Annotated in this window: 22 protein-coding genes and 1 pseudogene; 22 read left to right on the top strand and 1 reads right to left on the bottom strand. The window is 73.1% G+C overall.

Features of this window, described 5'->3' with window-relative positions:
- Positions 1-371 precede the first annotated feature (371 nt).
- The 17 genes and pseudogenes from AB0N04_RS30405 to AB0N04_RS30485 all read left to right on the top strand — a co-directional run bounded on the left by AB0N04_RS30405 (position 372) and on the right by AB0N04_RS30485 (position 15,392).
- A complete protein-coding gene (locus AB0N04_RS30405; protein WP_359822362.1) occupies positions 372-950 on the top strand; it encodes a hypothetical protein in 579 nt (192 codons plus the stop codon).
- Positions 951-1,341: 391 nt separating this feature from the next.
- Positions 1,342-1,770 (top strand): 30S ribosomal protein S16, encoded by a 429-nt coding sequence (rpsP, locus tag AB0N04_RS30410; RefSeq protein WP_360217684.1) that lies wholly within the window; start codon positions 1,342-1,344, stop codon positions 1,768-1,770.
- Positions 1,771-1,772: 2 nt separating this feature from the next.
- Positions 1,773-2,012, top strand: a complete 240-nt coding sequence (locus tag AB0N04_RS30415; protein WP_030056773.1) for an RNA-binding protein — start codon at positions 1,773-1,775, stop codon at positions 2,010-2,012.
- Between the two features lie 295 nt (positions 2,013-2,307).
- A complete protein-coding gene (gene rimM / locus AB0N04_RS30420) occupies positions 2,308-2,880 on the top strand; it encodes a ribosome maturation factor RimM (RefSeq protein ID WP_360217681.1) in 573 nt (190 codons plus the stop codon).
- 104 nt (positions 2,881-2,984) lie between these two features.
- Positions 2,985-3,803 (top strand): tRNA (guanosine(37)-N1)-methyltransferase TrmD, encoded by an 819-nt coding sequence (gene trmD, locus AB0N04_RS30425; RefSeq protein WP_360217705.1) that lies wholly within the window; start codon positions 2,985-2,987, stop codon positions 3,801-3,803.
- Positions 3,804-3,957: 154 nt separating this feature from the next.
- Positions 3,958-4,308, top strand: a complete 351-nt coding sequence (gene rplS / locus AB0N04_RS30430) for a 50S ribosomal protein L19 (RefSeq protein ID WP_030306736.1) — start codon at positions 3,958-3,960, stop codon at positions 4,306-4,308.
- Positions 4,309-4,640: 332 nt separating this feature from the next.
- On the top strand, positions 4,641-5,462 hold the full coding sequence (lepB, locus tag AB0N04_RS30435; RefSeq protein ID WP_360217678.1) for a signal peptidase I: 822 nt from the start codon (positions 4,641-4,643) through the stop codon (positions 5,460-5,462).
- 7 nt (positions 5,463-5,469) lie between these two features.
- Positions 5,470-6,444 (top strand): signal peptidase I, encoded by a 975-nt coding sequence (lepB, locus tag AB0N04_RS30440; protein WP_360217675.1) that lies wholly within the window; start codon positions 5,470-5,472, stop codon positions 6,442-6,444.
- A 244-nt stretch (positions 6,445-6,688) separates the two neighbouring features.
- The gene (gene lepB / locus AB0N04_RS30445) at positions 6,689-7,705 is read left to right on the top strand and encodes a signal peptidase I (RefSeq protein WP_360217672.1); all 1,017 of its coding nucleotides are present in this window, start codon (positions 6,689-6,691) and stop codon (positions 7,703-7,705) included.
- A 145-nt stretch (positions 7,706-7,850) separates the two neighbouring features.
- Positions 7,851-8,606 carry a signal peptidase I gene (gene lepB, locus AB0N04_RS30450; protein ID WP_360217669.1) on the top strand — a complete coding sequence of 252 codons (756 nt, stop codon included), beginning with the start codon at positions 7,851-7,853 and terminating at the stop codon, positions 8,604-8,606.
- 112 nt (positions 8,607-8,718) lie between these two features.
- Entirely contained in the window at positions 8,719-9,192 is a 474-nt protein-coding gene (locus AB0N04_RS30455) for an NUDIX domain-containing protein (RefSeq protein ID WP_360217666.1), read from the top strand.
- Between the two features lie 54 nt (positions 9,193-9,246).
- Complete coding sequence (locus tag AB0N04_RS30460) at positions 9,247-9,573, top strand: DUF2469 domain-containing protein (RefSeq protein WP_030056781.1); 327 nt, start codon at positions 9,247-9,249, stop codon at positions 9,571-9,573.
- A gap of 168 nt (positions 9,574-9,741) precedes the next feature.
- On the top strand, positions 9,742-10,242 hold the full coding sequence (locus tag AB0N04_RS30465) for a YraN family protein (RefSeq protein WP_360217663.1): 501 nt from the start codon (positions 9,742-9,744) through the stop codon (positions 10,240-10,242).
- Position 10,243: 1 nt separating this feature from the next.
- Positions 10,244-11,836, top strand: a pseudogene (locus tag AB0N04_RS30470) (YifB family Mg chelatase-like AAA ATPase); the annotation flags it as partial.
- A 272-nt stretch (positions 11,837-12,108) separates the two neighbouring features.
- Complete coding sequence (dprA, locus tag AB0N04_RS30475; RefSeq protein WP_360217702.1) at positions 12,109-13,278, top strand: DNA-processing protein DprA; 1,170 nt, start codon at positions 12,109-12,111, stop codon at positions 13,276-13,278.
- Between the two features lie 304 nt (positions 13,279-13,582).
- Positions 13,583-14,599 carry an RNA polymerase sigma factor WhiG gene (whiG, locus tag AB0N04_RS30480; RefSeq protein ID WP_360217660.1) on the top strand — a complete coding sequence of 339 codons (1,017 nt, stop codon included), beginning with the start codon at positions 13,583-13,585 and terminating at the stop codon, positions 14,597-14,599.
- Between the two features lie 208 nt (positions 14,600-14,807).
- Positions 14,808-15,392 (top strand): helix-turn-helix domain-containing protein, encoded by a 585-nt coding sequence (locus tag AB0N04_RS30485; RefSeq protein WP_360217699.1) that lies wholly within the window; start codon positions 14,808-14,810, stop codon positions 15,390-15,392.
- Positions 15,393-15,534: 142 nt separating this feature from the next.
- On the opposite strand, the gene AB0N04_RS30490 is transcribed toward AB0N04_RS30485, so the two are convergent.
- Positions 15,535-15,894, bottom strand: a complete 360-nt coding sequence (locus AB0N04_RS30490; protein ID WP_360217657.1) for a peptidoglycan DD-metalloendopeptidase family protein — start codon at positions 15,892-15,894, stop codon at positions 15,535-15,537.
- Between the two features lie 987 nt (positions 15,895-16,881).
- Here AB0N04_RS30490 and rpsB point away from each other — a divergent pair.
- The 5 genes from rpsB (at position 16,882) to AB0N04_RS30515 (ending at position 21,895) form a co-directional block, all read left to right on the top strand.
- Positions 16,882-17,751, top strand: coding sequence for a 30S ribosomal protein S2 (gene rpsB / locus AB0N04_RS30495; protein ID WP_360217654.1), 870 nt, complete (start codon positions 16,882-16,884; stop codon positions 17,749-17,751).
- 129 nt (positions 17,752-17,880) lie between these two features.
- Positions 17,881-18,720: a translation elongation factor Ts gene (gene tsf / locus AB0N04_RS30500; protein ID WP_360217651.1), complete on the top strand. Its 840-nt coding sequence runs from the start codon at positions 17,881-17,883 to the stop codon at positions 18,718-18,720.
- 261 nt (positions 18,721-18,981) lie between these two features.
- Entirely contained in the window at positions 18,982-19,746 is a 765-nt protein-coding gene (pyrH, locus tag AB0N04_RS30505) for a UMP kinase (RefSeq protein WP_030056790.1), read from the top strand.
- Between the two features lie 98 nt (positions 19,747-19,844).
- Positions 19,845-20,402 carry a ribosome recycling factor gene (gene frr / locus AB0N04_RS30510; protein WP_360217648.1) on the top strand — a complete coding sequence of 186 codons (558 nt, stop codon included), beginning with the start codon at positions 19,845-19,847 and terminating at the stop codon, positions 20,400-20,402.
- 290 nt (positions 20,403-20,692) lie between these two features.
- Positions 20,693-21,895, top strand: coding sequence for a phosphatidate cytidylyltransferase (locus AB0N04_RS30515; protein WP_360217645.1), 1,203 nt, complete (start codon positions 20,693-20,695; stop codon positions 21,893-21,895).
- Positions 21,896-21,945: the final 50 nt, after the last annotated feature.

Here is a 21,945-nt window from a genome sequence, read left to right on the forward strand (position 1 = left end):
TCCCGGCGACATTTGCCCGGAATGCGGATGGGTAAGAATGCGGTAACTCTCCGCGGGGTCGCCGAACCGGTGACATCCCTACTGGCCGGTCAACTGCCGGTATTAACGGAATAGCGGTACGGTGTACGGCCCGTGGCCCTGTCAACTCGACGGGCCCACGGGCCGTACGTCCTGGGTGCGACAGCCCGCCCCCGGACGGAATTCACGAGGCCCACCGACCTGCGGGGGGCCGAAACCGGCAGGGGGTTGGTCTTGCACCGCATCCGGAACGCGCAATTCGCGCGCGACCATGCATTCCTGGGAGTTCCCTGGGAATTCCCGGAGAACGGGAACACGCGGAACATCGGCTCGCACTCCATCGTTGGTCTAGCGTGAGCACGACACAGCCCCTCGTCCTCGCGGCCGAACTGGCCGCCGCCTGGAGTGACATCCAGGCCTACCACCAGGACCTCCCCGACCTGGCCTCGCCCGAGGCCCTGATCGGCGAATCCTCCTCGGCCTGTGGCACGCGGCTCGGTTTCGAGCGGCTCCTCCACGAGGCTGCCCACGGTCTGGCCGCGGCCCGGGACATCCGGGACACCTCGCGGGCCGGCCGCTACCACAACCGGCGCTTCCTGATGCTCGCCTCCGAGCTCGGTCTGGCCCACCCGGTCGAGCCGCACGCCAGCAGCGGCTTCTCCCAGGTGACCATGCTCAAGGAGACGCAGGAGCGCTACGCGGACACCATCGAACGCCTGGACCGCGCCCTCGGCGCGCACCAGGAGGCGGTGGCCGGAGACGGCGCCACGCGCGCCTTCCGCGGCCCTGCGGCCCGGCACGGCTCCTCCGGGGGCGGCGTCCGGGTCAAGGCGGTCTGCGGCTGCGGTCGCAACGTCCGGGTCGTGCCGTCGGTGCTCGCGCAGGCGTCCATCGTCTGCGGCGCGTGCCAGCAACCGTTCAAGATCGCGTAACCACTCGCTCTGCCGGTTCGCCGGTTCACCGGGACCACGGGTCACGGGGTCGCGGGAACGGAACATCGGAAGACGGGGAAGTCCGGTTGGCAGCTGTGCGGGCAGCGGGTCCGGCCGGAACGAGCAGGACATCGGTGAGCGTGTGGGCTGACCGGGAGCGGGGGCTCCCGGTCGAGCCTCGCGAGCGGGTCCGAGGGGCCGCGGGGAGCGCCCCCGGGCGGCCGGGTGAAGGCGGTTCGCGCCGGTATGGCAGAATGGACAGCTGAGTACTCGGCAGCCGGGTCAGGACCCCTCTCTCCTACGGCTGGCGTGTCCCTTGAACGGTCCACCTCGCAACCCCACGCGACGGCGAGGCCGCTCACCCACGTCAACACCAGGAGAATCCACTCCCGTGGCAGTCAAGATCAAGCTGAAGCGTCTCGGCAAGATTCGCTCCCCGCACTACCGCATCGTCGTCGCCGACTCGCGCACCAAGCGTGACGGTCGCGCCATCGAGGAGATCGGCATCTACCAGCCGACCTACAACCCCTCGAAGATCGAGGTCGACAGCGACCGCGCCCAGTACTGGCTGTCCGTCGGCGCCCAGCCGACCGAGCCCGTGCTCGCCATCCTGAAGCTGACCGGCGACTGGCAGAAGTACAAGGGCCTGCCGGCCCCCGCGCCGCTCAAGGTCGCGGAGCCGAAGGTCCAGGACTTCTCGCACCTGTTCGCGAAGGCCGTCGCCGGCTTCGAGGACGCCACCACCGGTGTCGCCATCACCCCGAAGGCCAAGAAGTCGGACAAGGTCGAGGCTGAGGCCGACGCCGCCGCCGAGGCCTGAGCGTGATCGAGGACGCCCTCGACCACCTGGTGAAGGGCATCGTCGAGCACCCCGACGAGGTGCAGGTGCGTTCGCGCAACCTGCGTCGGGGCAACACCATCGAGGTGCGAGTGCACCCCGATGACCTCGGCAAGGTGATCGGCCGGGGCGGCCGCACGGCGCGCGCTCTGCGCACCGTGGTCGGCGCCCTCGGCGGTCGCAACGTCCGGGTCGACCTGGTCGACGTGGACAACATCCGCTGACGCTGCTCGTTCAGCAGTCAGGGCTTGTGAGGCCGGTCGGGACGCACGTCGTCCCGGCCGGCCTTTCGCATTCCCCGTGCCGGTCGCAGGACCGGCACCGACCCGCAGTGCCGGCAGCCGCGCGCAGCGCCGGCAGCACGGGCAGTGCCGGCACAACCGGCAGTGCCGGCACAACCGGCAGTGCCGGCACAACCGGCAGTGCCGGCACCACTAGAGGTGCCGGGGCCCGGCGCCACCGGCACTCCCGCACTTCCCGCATCCCGTCCCGCTCAGGAACTCCAGGAGAACGATCACCGTGCAGCTCGTCGTCGGCAAGATCGGCCGCGCCCACGGCATCAGGGGGGACGTCAGTGTCGAGGTCCGCACCGACGAGCCGGAGCTCCGGCTCGGCCCCGGTGCCGTCCTGCTCACCGACCCCGCGTCGGCGGGCCCGCTGACCGTCGAGTCCGGCAAGGTGCACAGCGGTCGGCTGCTGCTGCGCTTCGCCGGAGTGAAGGACCGCAACGCGGCGGAGGCGCTGCGGGGCACCGTGCTCATCGCCGAGGTCGACCCGGAGGAGCGCCCGGACGATCCGGAGGAGTACTACGACCACCAGCTGATCGGCCTGGACGTGGTGCTGCTCGACGGCACCCTGGTCGGTGAGCTGACCGAGGTCGTCCACCTGCCCTACCAGGACCTGCTCACGGTGAAGAAGCCCGACGGGACGGAGGTGCTGGTGCCCTTCGTCACCCAGATCGTGCCGACCATCGACCTGGAGAACCAGCGCGCCGTGATCACCCCGCCGGGCGGGCTGATCGACCCCGAGCAGGCCGAGGTCGACCGGGACGACTCCGTCGCCGAGGACGAGGGCGCGGAGGGAGCGAAGTGACCTCGCTCGAGGGCCTCGAGCCCGGTACGCCGGCCGGGGCGACCGAGTCGGCTGCGGTGGCCGAGCGGGCCTCCGGGGCGCCCGCGTCCGTGGTGCAGAGCGGGATGCGGATCGACGTCGTCTCGATCTTCCCCGAGTACCTGGAACCGCTGAACATCTCCCTGGTCGGCAAGGCCCGTGCCCGCGGCCAGCTGGACGTGCACGTCCACGACCTGCGCGAGTGGACCCACGACGTGCACCGGACCGTGGACGACAGCCCGTACGGCGGCGGCCCCGGCATGGTGATGAAGCCCGAGCCGTGGGGCGAGGCGCTGGACGCCGTGGTCGCCGGCGGGCCCGAGGGCCTGCTTCCGACCCTGGTGGTGCCCACCCCGAGCGGCCGGCCGTTCACCCAGGAGCTGGCCCAGGAACTGGCGGGCCGCCCCTGGCTGGCGTTCACCCCCGCCCGGTACGAGGGCATCGACCGGCGGGTGATCGAGGAGGCGGCCACCCGGATGCCGGTGGTCGAGGCCTCCATCGGCGACTACGTGCTGGCTGGCGGCGAGGTCGCCGTCCTGGTGATGGTCGAGGCGATCGCCCGGCTGCTCCCCGGCGTGCTCGGCAACGCGGAGTCCCACCGCGACGACTCCTTCGCGCCCGGTGCGATGGCCGACCTGCTGGAGGGCCCGGTCTACACCAAGCCCGCCGAATGGCGCGGGCGCACCGTGCCGGACGTGCTGCTCAGCGGCAACCACGGCCGGATCGCCCGCTGGCGGCGGGAGCAAGCCTTCGCCCGCACCCTCGCGAACCGCCCCGACCTGGTCGAGCGCTGGCGCCACGGCTCCTTCGACAAGAAGGACCGGGAGGCGCTGAGCATCCTCGGTCTGGCCTGGGACGAGGAGCTCGGCCGATTTCGGTCCACGGCCGCCGGTGTGGAAGAATAGGCCGCTGCTGTCTGTCGCTGGATCCCTCCCGTAGGGCTCACGTGGACCGGCGCCCCCGCCACGGGGGGATCGTCGTCAGCCGATGCGGCCCGCAGCTCACCCCATTGTGACGAACTTCCGTGGGCGGCCCGTGGCGCCTGCGATGGAGAGCAACATGAGCAACAAGCTCGCTGCTGTCGACGCGGCCTCGCTGCGTAGCGACATCCCGGCCTTCCGCGCCGGTGACACCCTGAAGGTCCACGTCCGGGTCATCGAGGGCAACCGCTCCCGTGTCCAGGTCTTCCAGGGCGTCGTCATCCGCCGCCACGGCGCCGGCATCGGTGAGACCTTCACCGTTCGCAAGGTCAGCTTCAACGTCGGCGTGGAGCGCACCTTCCCGGTGCACACCCCGGTCGTCGAGAAGATCGAGGTCGTGACCCGCGGTGCGGTTCGCCGCGCCAAGCTGTACTACCTGCGTGACCTCCGCGGCAAGGCCGCGAAGATCAAGGAGAAGCGCGACCGCTGATCCACCGGCCCCCGGCGTCGCCGGGGGATCGGATCGCTCTGGGGGGCCGGGCTGCCGCAAGGTAAGCTCACCCCCCGATGAGCACGCACGAACCACCCGCGGACCGCGACGGCAGTCCCGCACCCACCGGTGCGGACCTGCTGTCGCGGTCCGCGGTCGTTTCCGCGGAGGCGGCGGGCGGTGCCGTACCGGACGGTCCGACGGTGGACCGGCGGGCGTCGGAGGGCGCGGCTCAGGACCGTGTGACGCGGGGCGGTGCGGCTCAGGACCGTGTGACGCGGGGCGGTGCGGCTCAGGACCGTGTGACGCGGGGCGGTGCGGCTCAGGACCGTGTGACGCGGGGCGGCGCCACCTCGGCGGCAGCGGCGCACGGGCCCGAGGGCGATGCGGAGGGCGCGCTCGACGACGCGTCCCAGGGTGTCTCCGAGGACGCCTCTGAGGGCGATGCGGAGGGCGCGCCGGAGGGCGAGGACGAAGGCCACTCGCGCTCGCGGGACCTGCTGCTGCTCGCGGGGATCTGCCTGCTGGCGCTGCTGCTGGTGAACGCCTTCGTCGCCCGGCCATACTCGGTGCCGTCCGGGTCGATGGAGGACACCCTCCGCCCCGGCGACCGGCTGATCGCCAACCAGCTCGCCTACGCGTTCGGCGGCCACCCCCGGCGGGGCGACGTCGTGGTGTTCGACGGGACGGGCTCCTTCCTCCCGGAGCCGACCGGACCGGCCGACGTCTGGGACGGGCTGCGCTCGCTCGGCCGCGACCTCGGGCTGGTCCCGGCCGGGAACACGGTCTACGTCAAGCGGGTGATCGGCGTGGGCGGGGACCGGGTGACCAGCACCGGCCCCGGCGGGCGGATCACCGTCAACGGCGTGCCGGTGGACGAGTCCTCCTACCTCGCCCCGGGCGACCAGCCGTCGAGCGTGGCCTTCGACGTGGTCGTGCCGGCCGGGAAGCTGTGGGTGATGGGTGACCACCGCAGCGCCTCCCGCGACTCCCGCGACCACCTCGGTGAGCCCGGGGGCGGCTTCGTGCCCGAGCGCCGGGTGATCGGCCGGGCGGACTGGGTGGTCTACCCGTTCTCCCGCTGGACGAGCCTGGACCGGCCCGCGGCCTTCGCCGCGACTGCGGGGACGGGCGGTCATGGGGACCAGAGGTAGGGGCCGGGTGGCCGACCGCCCGGCTCCGGAGCCGGGCGGCGGGGGAGCCGTCGGCGACGTGCCCGCGGGCCGGCGGTCCAGGAGGGGGGCGCCGGGCGGGGCCGATTCGGCCGGTTCCGGCGCGGACCGGCCGCCGCGCGGCCGGGCCGAGCGCCGCCGCAGTGCCCGGAAGGCGGCCCGGCGCCGCCGGCGCTCACTGCTGCGCGAGTTCCCCCTGATCATCGTGGTGGCGCTGCTGGTCGCGCTGGTGCTGAAGACCTTCCTGATCCAGGTGTTCGTGATCCCCTCGGGCTCGATGGAGCAGACCATCCAGGTCGGGGACCGGGTGCTGGTGGACAAACTGACCCCCTGGTTCGGCAGCGAGCCGCAGCGCGGCGACGTGGTGGTGTTCAAGGATCCGGGCGGCTGGCTGGAGAGCGACCACAAGCCGTCCGACGACGGTCCGGTGCTGGGGGCGGCCAAGGACGTCCTCACCTTCGTCGGGCTGCTGCCGTCCGACAGCGAGCAGGACCTGATCAAGCGGGTGATCGGCGTCGGCGGGGACACCGTGGAGTGCTGCGACGCGCAGGGCCGGCTGAGCGTCAACGGCACGCCGGTGGACGAGTCCTCCTACCTCGCCCCGGGCAACCCGCCGTCCCAGCGGCCGTTCAAGGTGAAGGTCCCGCAGGGCCGGCTCTGGGTCATGGGCGACCACCGGGACGTGTCCGCCGACTCCCGCTTCCACATGGGGAATCCGGGGCAGGGCACCATCCCGCTGAGCGGTGTGGTCGGCCGGGCGTTCGCGATCGCCTGGCCGCTGGACCGCTTCCATCAACTCGACGCCCCGGGTTCACTCTCCTCCCTGGCACGGGCTCCGCGGGCGGACGGAACTGCGCCGGAATCGGTGGCTGTTGGGCCGGTTCCGATGGAACCTCCGCTCGTTATGGGTGTGTTGGGCATCCTTCCGATCGCCGTTCGTCGGCCCGGCCGGCCACCGAAGTGAGCCGGGTCGGCCGTCGGTCGCCGGGCCGCGCGCGTGGGACCACGAGCCGGATGCCTTGGAGTGATAGAGAAGTGCAGGTGCGGCCGGGGATCGGCCCCGGTCGTGCGCCGGGGCTGTGCCGGAGTCACGGGAGCCCCGGGTGGGCGGCCCGGACCCTTGTTCACGGTCGCGGTGAGCGTGGTGCCCGCTGTGCGGCACTTTGAGCGCGGACGCGCAGGCGTCCGCACAGCAGGGAGGAGACGTTGTGGGGGATGTGGTGATCGGCGCCCGCTCCGGTGCCGGCGAGCCCGAGGGCTCCGGCGGTCGAGCGGCCCGGTCCGCTGATTCCGGTGCGTCCTCGGCCTCGGTCGAGGACGCCGCGGCCCAGACCGCCGACGGCCAGGGCGATGAGCCGGAGGACTCCGCGGGGAGCTCTCCGGAGTCCGGTCGACCGGGGTCCGAGTCGACGGACCAGCCGGAGTCGGAGACCCCCGGCAAGCAGCGCAAGCAGCGTTCCTTCTGGAAGGAACTGCCGATCCTGGTCGGCATCGCGCTGGTCCTGGCACTGGTGATCAAGACCTTCTTCGTCCAGGCCTTCTCCATTCCGTCGGAGTCGATGCAGAACACGTTGCAGGTCGGGGACCGCGTCCTGGTGGACAAGCTGACCCCCTGGTTCGGTGCGGAGCCCGAGCGGGGCGACGTGGTGGTGTTCCACGACCCGGGCGGCTGGCTGAACGACGAGCCCACCCAGCAGAGCTCCAACTCCTTCGTCCGGGGCGTCCAGGACGTGCTGAGCTTCGTCGGTCTGATGCCCTCGGCCAACGAGAAGGACCTGATCAAGCGGGTCATCGGGGTCGGCGGGGACACCGTCGAGTGCGAGGGCGAGGGCCCGGTCAAGGTCAACGGCGTCGCGCTCAACGAGCCGTACGTCTACCCGGGCAACACCCCCTGCGGCGACCACCCGTTCGGTCCGGTCAAGGTGCCCAAGGGCCGGCTCTGGGTGATGGGCGACCACCGCGCCGACTCGCTGGACTCCCGGTTCCACATGGACCAGCCGGGCGGTGGCACCGTGCCGGTGGACAACGTGATCGGGCGTGCCTTCGTGGTGGCCTGGCCGATCAGCCACTGGGCGACCCTCCCGGTGCCGAGCACCTTCGACCAGAAGGGCCTGTCGGCGGCCGCGCCGGTCGTGCCTCCCGCGGTCGGCGCGGTGGGTGCGGTCGCGGTGCTCCCGCTGGTGCGCCGGGCTCGGGGCCGGATGGACCGCCGGAAGGATTCCTGAGCTCCACCAGGTTGTCCGCAGGCCTTGCGCGGGCCGTGGTACCGACGAGTAATCTGCTCGGACGTGCCACGGCCCGTCGGCATTTCCGCCGGGGCCTCCGGCGTGCCAGTGGTGTTCTCCGGTCGGCCAGAGGTGGACGGTGTCGATGAGCAGTGTCGTGGAGCAGACGGCCGACCGCCCGACCTCGGCGGCCCGTCCGCGGCGCCGGCCCGCCGCGGTGCTGCAGGGCGTGGCGATCGCGCTCGGGCTGGTGCTGATGATCGGCGGGTTCGCCCTCATCGCGATCGACTACCGGCCGTACAAGATCCCGACCGCCTCCATGTCCCCCACGCTCCAGATCGGGGACACCGTCCTCGCCCGGAAGATCGGCGGCGGCGCCGTCGGACGGGGCGACGTGGTGGTCTTCCGGGACCAGGACTGGGGCGGCGAGCTCATGGTCAAGCGGGTCGTCGCCGTCGGCGGGGACACCGTGGCGACCACCGGGGCGGAGCATCGGCTGACCGTCGACGGACAGCCGGTGGAGGAGCCGTACCTCGCGGCGAAGGGCCTGCAGGGCGAATCGTTCAGTGTGACGGTTCCGCCGGGCCGGCTGTTCCTGCTCGGCGACAACCGGCTGGGCTCGCTCGACTCCCGCACCCACCTGGAGGTCGACGGCGGTACCGTCCCGGCCGGCGCGGTGGAGGCCAGGGTCGAGGCCACCGTGCTGCCGTTCGGCCGGACGGGGGAGCTCGGCCGGAGCACGGCCTTCGACGCCCTGAAGGGGCCCGCGGCCGGCGAGCCGGGCCCGCTGCAGCCCGCCGCCTACGCGACCGTCGCGGGCGCGGCGCTGATCGTCGTGGTCTCGGCGGCGGGCGGGGTGGCGGGCCTGGCTCGCCGGTTCCGCCGGGGGAGCGGCTCCTGAGCACGGCCGCCGCCGGCCGGGCCGCTCTGGCGAACATCGCCCCGGACGCCCGCGCCGGGTGGCAGGATCGGTAACGCCACCGATGCGAACGGAGGGAGCGTGGAGCGCTGCCATGACGGCACAACGCCGCAAGGCGGTCCGGATCCTGCTGCTGGACGGGCAGGACCGCATCCTCCTCTTCCTGGGCGCCGACCCGGCGACACCGGGGGAGACGTGGTGGATCACGCCCGGGGGCGGCTTGGAGCCGGGCGAGGACGTGCGGGAGGCGGCCGCGCGGGAACTCGCGGAGGAGACCGGCCTGCGGGGCGTCGACCTGGGGCCCTTGGTGGCGTACGGCACGGTGTCGTTCTCCTTTCGGGGGCAGCGCTACGAGCAGGACCAGTGGTTCCACCTCGCCCGGACCGCGGATACGGTCGTCGACCACTCGGGGACGGGGGAGGAGGAGCACGCGCAACTGCTCGCGGCGCGCTGGTGGACGGTCGAGGAGCTGCGGGGGACCGCCGAGACGGTCTATCCGGTCGGACTGGCGGATTTCCTGGAACGACTGCTGGCCGAGGGCCCGCCGGTCGCTCCGGTACGGCTCTGAGCGTGGGTGCGGTGGTCCACAATGGGTGGACTGACAAGTTGAGGGGACGCCTGGATGAGTGCCGAAGATCTCGAGAAGTACGAGACCGAGATGGAGCTCAAGCTCTACCGGGAGTACCGGGACGTCGTCGGCCTGTTCAAGTACGTGATCGAGACCGAGCGACGTTTCTACCTCACCAACGACTACGAGCTGCAGGTGCACTCGGTCCAGGGCGAGGTGTTCTTCGAGGTGTCGATGGCGGATGCGTGGGTCTGGGACATGTACCGGCCGGCCCGGTTCGTCCGCAAGGTCCGGGTGCTGACCTTCAAGGACGTGAACATCGAGGAACTCGCGAAGAGCGATCTGGAGCTGCCCTCGGACGAGTCCGGCTTCGGGAACTGACGTTGGACCGCTCGGCCCCGGGTTGTCCAGCCGAATTCCGCACGATCGGGGCGTCTCACTCCTGAGGGTGACAAAAGTTATCCACAGGGTCGAGTTATCCACAGGGAAACGGATAACTGTGGTGCCGTCGTGCCCGGCGGTGCAACCTCCACGGCGGAGGTGGTCACCGTGCAGAACACGATCACGCAGGACCGGGCCGCACCCGACGCGGCCGAACCGGGCGGCCCCGGGCAGGGCCCGCGCCGCAGCACCAACAACGGGCTCGGGCGCTACGGGGAGCGGGTCGCCGCCCGTCGGCTGACGGAGGCCGGGCTCCGCGTACTGGACCGCAACTGGCGCTGTGCCGAGGGCGAGCTGGACATCGTCGCCCTCGACGGCGACACCGTCGCGGTCTGCGAGGTGAAGACCCGCTCCGAGCGGGGCTTCCAGCAGCCCACCGAGGCCATCGACCAGGCCAAGGCCGCCCGGCTGCAGCGCCTGGCCGAGCGCTGGATGGCCGAGCGCTGGCCCGACCACTTCGCCCGGCTGGCCGGCCCCGGGTACGACCCCGGGCCCACGGACCCGCACTGGCCGCCGGCGCCGCCGGGCGGGGTGCGGATCGACCTGGTGGCCGTCGTCAACCGGGCCCGTGGTGCGGCCCTGGTCGACCACCTGCGGGGGGTGGTCTGAGATGGCCTTCGCCCGAACCTGTTCCGTCGCGCTGGTCGGTGTCGACGGGGTGATCGTCGAGGTCCAGGCCGATCTGGAGCCCGGGGTGGCAGCGTTCGCCCTGGTCGGCCTGCCCGACAAGGCGCTGTCCGAAGCCCGTGACCGGGTCCGGGCGGCCGTGGTCAACAGCGGCGAGGCCTGGCCGCAGCGCAAACTGACCGTCGGACTCAGCCCGGCCTCGGTCCCCAAGAGCGGCAGCGGCTTCGACCTCGCGGTGGCCTGTGCCGTGCTGGCCGCCGCCGAGCGGCTCGACCCCGCGTCGATCGCCGAGCTGCTGATCATCGGTGAACTCGGGCTGGACGGCCGGGTGCGGCCGGTCCGCGGGGTGCTGCCCTCGGTGCTGGCCGCGGCCGACGCCGGCTACCAGCGGGTCGTGGTCGCGGAGCAGACCGCGCCCGAGGCCTCGCTCGTTCCGGGCGTCAGCGTGATCGGGGTCCGCAGCCTGCGCCAGCTGGTCGCCGTCCTGACCGGTGCGCCCGCGCCCGAGGAGCCGCCCGACCCGTTCGGCGGGCGGCCCGATCCGCTGATGGCCGGCCTGATGCTGCCCAGCGCGGGCGTCCGGGGCCTGCCCGACGACCGGGCGGCCCGCCTGGACATGGCCGACGTCGCCGGCCAGTACGAGGCCCGGCGCGCACTGGAGATCGCCGCCGCCGGCGGACACCACCTGTACCTCAAGGGCCCGCCGGGCGCGGGGAAGACCATGCTGGCGGAGCGACTGCCCGCGCTGCTCCCGCCGCTGACCCGGAAGGAGGCGCTGGAGGTCAGCGCCGTCCACTCGGTGGCCGGGCTGCTCCCGGCCGGGCGCCCGCTCATCGACACCGCGCCGTACTGCGCCCCGCACCACTCCACGACGATGCCCGCGATCGTCGGCGGCGGGAGCGGCCTGCCGAGGCCGGGCGCGGTCTCCCTGGCCCACCGGGGCGTGCTGTTCCTCGACGAGGCGCCGGAGTTCCCGGTCCGGGTGCTCGACGCGCTGCGCCAGCCGCTGGAGTCGGGCGAGGTGGTGATCGCCCGCTCGGCCGGATCGCTCCGGCTCCCGGCCCGGTTCCTGCTCTGCCTGGCCGCCAACCCCTGCCCGTGCGGGCGCCACTCCAGGCGCGGCGAGGGCTGCGAGTGCAGCCCCGCGATGGTCAGCCGCTACCAGGGGAGGCTCTCCGGCCCGCTGCTGGACCGGGTCGACCTCCAGGTCCAGGTGGCCCCGGTGACACGGGTGGAGCTGATGGAGCGGGACACCACGGCGGAGAGCACCGAGACCGTCGCGGCCCGGGTGCTGGCCGCACGCGAACGGGCGGCCGCCCGGCTGGCGGACACGCCGTGGCGGACCAACGCGGAAGTCCCCGGGCACGAGCTGCGCACCCGCTGGCAGCTGGCCCCCGGTGCGCTGAACGACGCCGCACGCCAGCTGGAGCGAGGGATGCTGACGGCCCGCGGCCTGGACCGGGTGCTCCGGGTCGCCTGGACGGTGGCCGACCTTGCCGGTCGGGACCGACCGGACCAGCGGGACGTGCGCACCGCACTGGTCCTGCGCACCGGTGTCGAACACGGGCTGCCGATGTCCGGTCGCGCGCCCGGTCTCCTCGGGAGCGTTCCCGCGCAGCGCGGCCCGGTGGACGAGCCGCCGGAGGAGCCGGACGGGACGGGCGACCTCGCCGGCCCCGCGAGACCGGACCACCCCGGCAGCCCGGCCGCCGAGCCGGCACACCCCGCCGGCCCCGGCGATCCCGGCGACCCCGGCCACCCGGAGCCCCCCGCGCGGTCGGCCCGTGCCAAGCGGACGCGCACGCTCGACCGGCAACCGGCGAACGAGGACGGTGAGGCATGAACCCGATGATGACGCACTCTCAGCCGCCCGGCGGAGCCGGGACGCCGCCCGGCCCCGAGCCCGAGCGCTTCGCCCGCGCGGTGCTCAGCCGACTGGGCGAACCGGGGGACGCGGTGATCGGCCGGTGGCTGGGCCGGCTCTCCGCAGCCGACGTGGTCCGGGCGATCCGGGCGGGCGAGGTGCCCTCGCACCCCGGGCTGGACGGCGCCCGGCTCGCCGGCTACCAGGCCCGACTCCCCGGGCTCGACCCTTCCGGCGACCTGGAACGGGTGCGAGCGGTGGGTGGACGCTTCATCATTCCGGGGGACACGGAATGGCCCAGCCAACTGGACGACCTGGGTGACGGCAGGCCGGTCGGGCTCTGGACGGTCGGCACCGGCTCGCTGCGGCTGCTCGCGCTCCGCTCGGTGGCGATGGTCGGTTCCCGGTCCTGCACGGCCTACGGCGCCCACGTCGCGGGCGAGCTGGCGGCCCAACTGGCCGAACGGGGATGGGTGGTGGTGTCCGGAGCGGCCTACGGGATCGACGCGGCCGCCCACCGCGGGGCGCTTGCCGTCGGCGGGATGACGGTCGCGGTGCTCGCCAGCGGCGTCGACGTGCCCTACCCGAAGGGGAACGCCGAGCTGATCCGGCGGATCGGCGCGCAGGGGCTGCTGGTCAGTGAACTGCCGCCGGGGGAGCACCCGAACCGCTTCCGCTTCGTCCTGCGCAACCGCGTCATCGCCGCACTCACCCGGGGCACCGTGGTGGTCGAGGCGGCGCTGCGCAGCGGCGCGCTGAGCACGGCCCGACGGGCCCGGGACCTCAACCGCCACACCATGGGTGTCGCCGGCCCGGTGACCTCGGAGCTCTCGGCCGGGGTGCACGCCCTGATCCGCAGCGGCGGTGCCGTGCTGGTCACCGACGCGGCCGAGATCGGCGAACTGATCGGGGCGATCGGGGACGACCTGGCTCCCCAACGCAGCGGCCCCGTCCTGCCCCGGGACTTGCTGGAGCCGGCGGTGGCGCGGGTGCTGGAGGCCGTCCCGGCGACGGCTGAGGGCGCACCGGTCGAGCGACTGGCCCGGCAGTCCGGTCTCCCGCCGGACGAAGTTCTCCAGCGGCTCTACGAGTTGGGCTCGATCGGCTACGTCGAGCGACACGGCGCGCACTGGCGCCTCGTCCGGAGGAGGTGATCACCGGGAGCGGGGAACACGCCCGAGCCGTGGGAGGCGAACCGCGATCGCCCGGCTGACCTGCTGATCCGCCCCTTTCGCTCGCGTGCCTGGATTCGGTGAAGAGAACGCCACCGGATCGAGGGACGACCGAGTGGTGGTAGCGCATTGCAGCGAGTCGGTCACGCTACGCTCCACATGCCTTCCCTATCAGCACATGACTCGGCAGAACGGCGCATACCAACGCATGCCCACACACATTCCCGGACACAGAGTGACCGGTGGCGCCCGGTCCTCGGGAGGGCCGCGGACCGAGCGGCGTCCCGTGACCGAGTTCCCGCCCAAGGCGACGGGGACGATGGGCGGCCTGTCACGCCAGGGCAACCGGCCGGCGGCGGTGCCGGGCCAGCCCGCCGACGCGGCCGGCCCCGCCGACGTCGCGCCCGACCCGCGGCTCGGCGCACCCCAGCCGCCGGACACCGCGTCCCCGCCCGTCGGCGAGCAGAACCGCGGTGGCCGACACGCCGGTGGCCGACACGCCGGCGGCCGGGGCTCCGAGGCGCGGGAACCCGAGGCCCAGGGCCGGACCGCGCTCGAACAGCTCTGGCGCTCCTACAAGGACAGCGGTGACCAGCGGCTGCGGGAGCAGCTGATCCTGCACTACTCACCGCTCGTCAAATACGTGGCCGGCCGGGTCGGGGTCGGCCTGCCCTCCAACGTCGAGCAGGCGGACTTCGTCTCCTCCGGGGTCTTCGGGCTGATCGACGCGATCGAGAAGTTCGACATCGACCGCGCCATCAAGTTCGAGACCTACGCGATCAGCCGCATCCGCGGCGCGATCATCGACGAGCTGCGCGCCCTGGACTGGATCCCCCGCTCGGTGCGGCAGAAGGCCAAGGCCGTCGAGCGGACGTACGCGACGCTGGAGGCCCGGCTGCGCCGCACGCCGCACGAGCCCGAGGTGGCGGCCGAGATGGGCATCGCGATCGAGGACCTGCACGCCATCTTCAGTCAGCTCTCCCTGGCCAACGTGGTGGCCCTGGACGAACTGCTGCACCCGGTGGGGGAGGGCGGCGACCGGCTGAGCCTGATGGACACCCTGGAGGACCACGGCGCCGACAACCCGGTCGAGGTCGCCGAGGACCGGGAGCTGCGCCGACTGCTGGCCCAGGCGGTCAACACCCTCCCCGAGCGGGAGAAGACCGTGGTGACGCTCTATTACTACGAGGGGCTCACCCTCGCCGAGATCGGTCAGGTCCTGGGGGTGACGGAGAGCCGGGTGAGTCAGATCCACACCAAGTCCGTCCTCCAGTTGCGCGCCAAGCTGTCGGACATCCGCTAGCGCACCGGTGGCGGGCAGCAAGGCGGCCGGCGCCAAGGCTGCGGGCGGCAGGCGGCCGCGGGCGTCCCGGGCCCACCGGGTGCGCACGGGGAACGACGGGTCCGCGCCCCGCTGCGTGCGCCCGCGCTCCCCCCGATTGCGCGGCGCCGTATCGGCCGCAGGTAGGGCTCCGTACAGTGGGGGCGTGCCGAAGATCCGAGCGGCCACGGTGGCCGAGCATCGCCAGCTGCAGCGCGCAGCCCTCCTTGACGCTGCCCGCACCCTGCTCACCGAGGGCGGGATGGAGGCGCTGACCTTCCCCGCGCTCGCGGCGCGCACCGGCTTGGCGCGATCCTCGGTCTACGAGTACTTCCGCTCCCGCGCCGCCGTGGTCGAGGCGCTCTGCGAGGTGGACTTCCCGCTCTGGGCGGCCGAGATCGAGGCCGGTATGGAGAGCTGCGACACGGCCGCCGAGCGGGTCGAGGCCTATGTCCGGGGCCAGCTGGCGCTGGCCGCCGACCCGCGTCACCGGGCGGTGGTGGCGATCTCCGCGCTGGAGCTCGACGAGGCCGCTCGCGAGCGCATCCGCGCGGCGCACGGCAGGCTGGTCGGTCTGGTCGTCCGGGCCCTGGAGGACCTCGGGCACGTGCAGCCCCGGCTCGCCGCCGTGCTGCTGCAGGGCGTGGTGGAGGCGGCCGTCCGCCGGGCCGAGCAGGTGGCCGGCGGGGACCGCGCCGGGTGCGTGGCCGAGAACGCCGAGCTGATCGCGGACGCCGCCGTGGCGATGGCCCTGCACGGTCTCGTCCGCGACTGAACCGTCGAGGCCCCGTCCGACCCGCTCCGCCGGCGCCGCTACGCTGCCGCCCCGCCCCGCCCCGCCACCACCGCCGCCGCCGACCCCGCACCGCCCTCCGTCGACCCCGACGCCCCCGCGCCGGTGGGGCCGCCCCCGTTCGTCAGCCGGCCTGGCCGTCCCGCCGGTCGCCGCCCAGGGGGAGCAGCCGGGCCGCCCCCGCACCGAACAGGGCCAGCGGGTCGAGGTAGCGCTCCCCGCGCAGCAGCCCCCAGTGCAGGCAGTCGCGCTCGCGGCAGTGCCGACCGTCCGGTGCGATCCGCCCGATCACGGCCCCGGCCGGGACGGAGGTGCCGACCGGGACGGTGCCGGTGACGGGCAGGTAGGTGGTGCGCAGGGGAGGGGCCCCCTGGCCCGGATGGATGACGGTGACCACCGGCCGCCCGGCCACCGGACCGGAGAACGAGACCACCCCGGCGGCTGCCGCCCGCACCTCCGCCCCGGCAGCCGCGGCGAGGTCCACACCCCGGTGCCCCGCGGCCCACGGCCTGGCCGGCGGCTCGAACCGGCCGAGCACCCCACCGCCCGGCCCGCCGGGCGCGTCCACCGGCCAGGCCCGTGTGCCGTCCGGCCCGGCGCGAACCCCGGGCCCCGCGCCGCCCCCAGCCCCCGGACCACCGCCGACCCCACCACCCGCGCCCGAGTGCGCGGACCGTCCGAGGGCGACGCCCGGAACCGCCCCGACGGCCACCAGCAAGACCAGCACCGCGGCCGTCACCACCACGGGGGCCGCGCCGAGGAACGGGCCCCGCGGGCGCCGAGCACCGGAGGACGGGAGAAGGAGGCCATCGCGAGCAGTCATGCCCGGAGGCTCCCGTCCTCGCCGCTCCCGCGCCACCGGCCTCCGTTTTCCTGTGGACAAACCGCCCCCCGCGGCCGTCACCCCTCCCTCCGGCGGGTGTACGCACTCCGCCATCCGGTGTACAAGCGGCGTACGGGCCGCGTACCGGCCGGGTGGCGACCGCTGCGCCGCCCCTCCACGGCACTCCCTCCCGTACCCGGCGATCGCCCGATGCCGACCCGGCGACCGCCCGATGCCCGACCCGATGCCCGACCCGGCGTCCGCCCGGCGAGAGCCCGGGCCCCGCCCGGCCCCCGGCCCTCCGCCGCTCGCGGAGTCGCTCGCGCCTCGGGGCTTCCCGTACACTTCACACGCGACCCGGTCCGCCGGGTCGACTTCGCACGCCCCGCCACCGGTGGACGGACGCGGTTCGACCGCAGCCCCCGCCAGGTGCGAGTGCCGCTCGGTCCGCCGAGCCCGACCGGTCCCCGGACCGAGCGGGTTCAAGCGGCTCGGCACGTTCGGGGCGTCAGGCGTGGCTGTCACCTGGCCGCCACGGACAAAACCGAGCCCGACCCGGCCGGTACGCACCGCGCGAGCGGGGAGCGCCACCGCGCGAACCGCCTCCGCTGCGCGACCGCTGGGCCGTAACACCTGAGGAGCACGGCTATGGCCGTCGTCACGATGCGGGAGCTGCTGGAGAGCGGCGTCCACTTCGGTCACCAGACCCGCCGCTGGAACCCGAAGATGAAGCGCTTCATCATCACCGAGCGCAACGGCATCTACATCATCGACCTCCTGCAGTCGCTGAACTACATCGACCGCGCCTTCGAGTTCATCAAGGAGACCGTTGCCCACGGCGGCAGCGTCCTCTTCGTCGGCACGAAGAAGCAGGCCCAGGAGGCCATCGCCGAGCAGGCCACCCGCGTGGGCATGCCCTACGTGAACCAGCGCTGGCTCGGCGGCATGCTGACCAACTTCTCGACCGTCTACAAGCGTCTGCAGCGCCTCAAGGAGCTCGGCGAGCTGGACTTCTCGGACGTGGCCGGCTCCGGTCTCACCAAGAAGGAGCTCCTGGTCCTCCAGCGCGAGCACGACAAGCTGGAGAAGACCCTCGGCGGTATCCGCGACATGCAGCGCGTTCCCAGCGCCGTCTGGATCGTGGACACCAAGAAGGAGCACATCGCGGTCGGCGAGGCCCGGAAGCTCAACATCCCGGTCGTCGCCATCCTCGACACCAACTGTGACCCCGACGAGGTCGACTACAAGATCCCGGGCAACGACGACGCGATCCGCTCCGTCACCCTGCTGACCCGCGTGATCGCCGACGCCGTGGCCGAGGGTCTGAAGTCCCGCGCCGGTGTCGCCAAGGGCGACGCCAAGGCCGAGCCGGGTGCCGACCAGCCGCTGGCCGACTGGGAGAAGGACCTGATCGAGGGCGAGAAGAAGGCCGAGGAGGCCCCCGCCGCCGAGGCTCCCGCCGCCGAGGCCGAGGCCGTCGAGGCCCCCGCCACCGAGGCGCCGGCCGAGCAGGCCTGACGTACCACGGGTGAGGGGCACCCACCGGTACGACGCCGGTAGGTGCCCCTCTCTCCCGCGCCGGGGCCGAACCATCGGTCCCGGCGCATCCCCACGCAGACACGCGAGACGCGAGAAGAGATTCACACCATGGCGAACTTCACCGCCGCGGACGTCAAGAAGCTCCGTGAGCTCACCGGCGCCGGCATGATGGACTGCAAGAAGGCCCTGGACGAGGCCGAGGGCAACGTCGAGAAGGCCGTCGAGCTCCTGCGCATCAAGGGCCAGAAGGGCGTTGCCAAGCGCGAGGGCCGTGACGCCTCCAACGGCGCCGTCGCCGCGCTGATCGCCGAGGACAAGAAGTCCGGCGTTCTGGTCGAGCTGAACTGCGAGACCGACTTCGTCGCCAAGGGTGACAACTTCGTCAAGGTCGCCGACGCGATCGCCGCCCACGTCGCCGCCACCGCCCCGGCCGACCTGGACGCCGCCCTGGCCTCCGAGATCGAGGCCGGCAAGACCGTCCAGCAGTTCGTCGACGAGGCCAACGCGACCCTGGGCGAGAAGATCGTCTTCCGTCGCTTCGCCCAGTTCGGCGGCGACGGCTTCGTCGCGGTCTACCTGCACAAGACCAGCCCCGACCTCCCGCCGGCCGTCGGCGTCCTGGTCGAGCTGGACAAGGAGAACGCCGAGGTCGCCAAGGACGTCGCGCAGCACATCGCCGCCTTCGCGCCGAAGTACCTGTCCCGCGAGGACATCCCGGCCGAGGACATCGAGAACGAGCGCCGCGTCGCCGAGGCCACCGCTCGCGAGGAGGGCAAGCCGGAGGCCGCCCTGCCGAAGATCGTCGAGGGTCGCGTCACCGGCTTCGTGAAGGAGAACTCCGTCCTGGAGCAGGCCTTCGCGAAGGACAACAAGAAGTCCGTCGCCAAGGTCCTCGAGGAGAACGGCGTCGCCCTCAAGCGCTTCGCCCGCTTCCGCGTCGGCGCCTGAGCCACGTTCCCCCTGGTCCCCGGCACCCTTACGCTGGGAACCGCCCCCGCCCGCTGAGCAGGGCGGGCGGAACGCCGAACGGGCTCACCCAGCGCCATCCGTCCACGGGCGGGCCGCGTCGGCACCACGAACGACGAGGAGGCCATTGCCGTGCAGGACACCGAACCGGTTCCCGCGGCAGTGGCCTCCTCGCGTGTACGCGCAGGCCGGGCATCCGCACACCCGCGCCTGTGAGCCAGTAGGTGCAAAAAGGAGAAGTCCATGCAGGAGACGCAGGAGACCGCGCAGGACCCCAAGGCCGGCTCGCGCCGCCGGGTGCTGCTCAAGCTGTCCGGTGAAGCCTTCGCCGGTGGTGGCGGACTCGGCGTCGACCCGGACGTCGTGCACGCGATCGCCCGGGAGATCGCCACCGTCGTCCGCGCCGGTACCGAGGTCGCGGTGGTCATCGGCGGCGGCAACTTCTTCCGGGGCGCCGAGCTCCAGGTGCGCGGCATGGACCGGGCGCGCTCGGACTACATGGGCATGCTCGGCACCGTGATGAACTGCCTGGCGCTGCAGGACTTCCTGGTCAAGGAGGGCATCGAGACCCGGGTCCAGACCGCGATCACGATGGGCCAGGTCGCCGAGCCGTACCTGCCGCTGCGGGCCGTCCGGCACCTGGAGAAGGGCCGCGTGGTGATCTTCGGCGCGGGTATGGGCATGCCGTACTTCTCGACCGACACCACGGCCGTGCAGCGTGCGCTGGAGATCCACGCCGACGTCCTGCTGATGGGCAAGAACGGTGTGGACGGCGTCTACGACTCCGACCCCCGGACCAACCCGGACGCGGTGAAGTTCGACGCTCTGGAGTACTCCGAGGTCATCGCGCGCGACCTCAAGGTGGCCGACCTCACCGCGATCACGCTGTGCAAGGACAACAACCTGCCGATGCTGGTCTTCGAGCTGCTGGCGGAGGGCAATATCGCGCGTGCGGTGAAGAGTGAGAAGATCGGCACACTCATCAGCCAGGATTCCGTCCGGGCCTGAGCAGCAACCAGCAGTACGGGGCGGCGCCGTCGCCGTGACCGGCCTCGACGCCGACACCGGTCGGGACAACCGCAGATGAACCGGACAGGGAGACCACAGTGATCGAAGAGACCCTCCTCGAGGCCGAGGAGAAGATGGAGAAGGCCGTCGCCGTCGCCAAGGACGACTTCGCCGCCATCCGCACCGGCCGTGCCCACCCGGCGATGTTCGCCAAGATCGCGGCCGAGTACTACGGCGCCGTGACGCCGATCAACCAGCTGGCCTCGTTCTCGGTGCCGGAGCCGCGCATGGCCGTCGTGTCGCCGTTCGACAAGACCGCGCTGAAGGCCATCGAGCAGGCGATCCGCGACTCCGACCTGGGCGTCAACCCGTCCAACGACGGTTCCATCATCCGGGTGGTGCTTCCCGAGCTGACCGAGGAGCGCCGCCGGGAGTTCATCAAGGTCGCCCGCGGCAAGGGCGAGGACGCCAAGGTCTCGATCCGCGCCGTGCGCCGCAAGGCCAAGGACGCGATCGACAAGCTGGTCAAGGACGGCGAGGTCGGCGAGGACGACGGCCGCCGCGCCGAGAAGGAGCTCGACGACACCACGGCCAAGTACGTGGCCGCCGTCGACGAGCTGCTGAAGCACAAGGAAGCCGAGCTGCTCGAGGTCTGATGAACGACGCCCCTGACGCCCCTGGCTACTGGGGCCCGTCCGACCAGCAGTTCCAGCCGTACCGCCCGGCGCCGCAGCCGCAGCCGCAGGCCCACCTGCAGCAGCCGCACCCGGCGCCGGGACACGGCGGGCCCCCGGCGCCGCCGTTCCAGGGGCTCCCCGGTCACCCGGGCGGCGAGGCCGCCCACCCCGGCGCGCCCGGTGCCGCCCCGGGTGATCCCGGCCTCCGTTCGGATCACTCGCAGCAGCCTCCGGTGTACTGGGGCGGCGACGCGGAGGAGACTCGGGTCATGCCTCCCGTACCGGCCGATCCCGGTCCGCTCCCCGGTGCGCCGGGTCAGGGCGGCCAGGACCTCCCACCGGCGCCCGGCCGACCGGGCGACCCCGCGGCCGGCCCGGCCCGGGAGGCCGGCCGGCTGAGCGGCCCGCTGTTCCGGGACGAGCCCGCCGGGCCGGCGGTGCCGGGCGTGACGGAGACGGTCGTGCTGCGCGCCGTGACCGGTGACGCCGCCCCCGCTCCCGGCCACGGCCTCCCGCCGCACCCGGGGGCTCCGGCGCACCCCGCGCCGCCGCCGGGCCACCCGGCGGCCGGGCAGCCCCCCTTCGTGCCGTCGTCCCATCCAGGGCAGGAGACTCCCGTGGCCGCCCAGCCCGCCCCGCCGCCGTCGCAGCCGCGCAAGCAGCGCGGTGGCCGTAACCTCCAGGCCGCGATAGGCGTGGGCGTCGGCCTCGGCGCGGTGATCATCGCCTCGCTGTTCGTGGTGAAGGCGCTGTTCCTGGTCGTCGTGATGGCCGCGGCGTCGGTCGGCGTCTGGGAGCTGACCAGCCGGCTGGCCGAGCGCAAGCAGATCAAGGCGCCGCTGGTCCCGCTGGTCGCGGGCGGCATCGCGATGATCGCCACCGGCTATTGGGCGGGCGTCCAGTGGGCGGCGGCCTCGCTGGCGCTGACCGGGCTCGCGGTGATGGTCTGGCGGATGGCGGAGCCGCCGGAGAACTACCTGCGGGACATAACGGCCGGCGTGTTCACCGCCTTCTACGTGCCGTTCCTGGCGACGTTCGTGGCGATGATGCTCGCGGCCGACGACGGTCCGCAGCGGATCGTGCTGTTCCTGATCGTCACGATCTGCAGCGACACCGGCGCCTACGCCGTGGGCTACAAGTTCGGCAAGCACAAGTTGGCCCCGACGATCAGCCCCGGCAAGACCCGCGAGGGCCTGGCCGGCGGCATCGGCCTGTCGATGCTGGCCGGTGCGCTGCTGATGCAGCTGATCATCGACGGCGGCAGCTGGTGGCAGGGCCTGATCCTGGGCGGCTGCGCGGCGGTCACCGCGACCCTGGGCGACCTGGGCGAGTCGATGATCAAGCGCGACCTCGGGATCAAGGACATGGGCACGCTGCTGCCGGGCCACGGCGGCATCATGGACCGGCTGGACTCCCTCCTGCCGACCGCGCCGGTGGTCTGGCTGCTGCTGGCGGCCTTCGTCGGCAGCTAGGGCCAGGGGACCCGTCCGGCGGGATCCGCCGGGCAGGACCCGGCCGCGCC

The sequence above is a fragment of the Kitasatospora sp. NPDC051702 genome, assembly GCF_040681575.1.
Taxonomy (GTDB): domain Bacteria; phylum Actinomycetota; class Actinomycetes; order Streptomycetales; family Streptomycetaceae; genus Kitasatospora.

Bases quoted from the DNA above. Each gene is read 5' to 3' on its own strand.
- rplS (WP_030306736.1), top strand. From the start codon at position 3,958: ATGAGCAACAAGCTCGCTGCTGTCGACGCGGCCTCGCTGCGTAGCGAC.
- tsf (WP_360217651.1), top strand. From the start codon at position 17,881: ATGGCGAACTTCACCGCCGCGGACGTCAAGAAGCTCCGTGAGCTCACC.
- AB0N04_RS30515 (WP_360217645.1), top strand. From the start codon at position 20,693: ATGCCTCCCGTACCGGCCGATCCCGGTCCGCTCCCCGGTGCGCCGGGT.
- dprA (WP_360217702.1), top strand. From the start codon at position 12,109: ATGATGACGCACTCTCAGCCGCCCGGCGGAGCCGGGACGCCGCCCGGC.
- rpsB (WP_360217654.1), top strand. From the start codon at position 16,882: ATGGCCGTCGTCACGATGCGGGAGCTGCTGGAGAGCGGCGTCCACTTC.
- trmD (WP_360217705.1), top strand. From the start codon at position 2,985: ATGCGGATCGACGTCGTCTCGATCTTCCCCGAGTACCTGGAACCGCTG.
- AB0N04_RS30460 (WP_030056781.1), top strand. From the start codon at position 9,247: ATGAGTGCCGAAGATCTCGAGAAGTACGAGACCGAGATGGAGCTCAAG.
- pyrH (WP_030056790.1), top strand. From the start codon at position 18,982: ATGCAGGAGACGCAGGAGACCGCGCAGGACCCCAAGGCCGGCTCGCGC.
- lepB (WP_360217669.1), top strand. From the start codon at position 7,851: ATGAGCAGTGTCGTGGAGCAGACGGCCGACCGCCCGACCTCGGCGGCC.
- AB0N04_RS30455 (WP_360217666.1), top strand. From the start codon at position 8,719: ATGACGGCACAACGCCGCAAGGCGGTCCGGATCCTGCTGCTGGACGGG.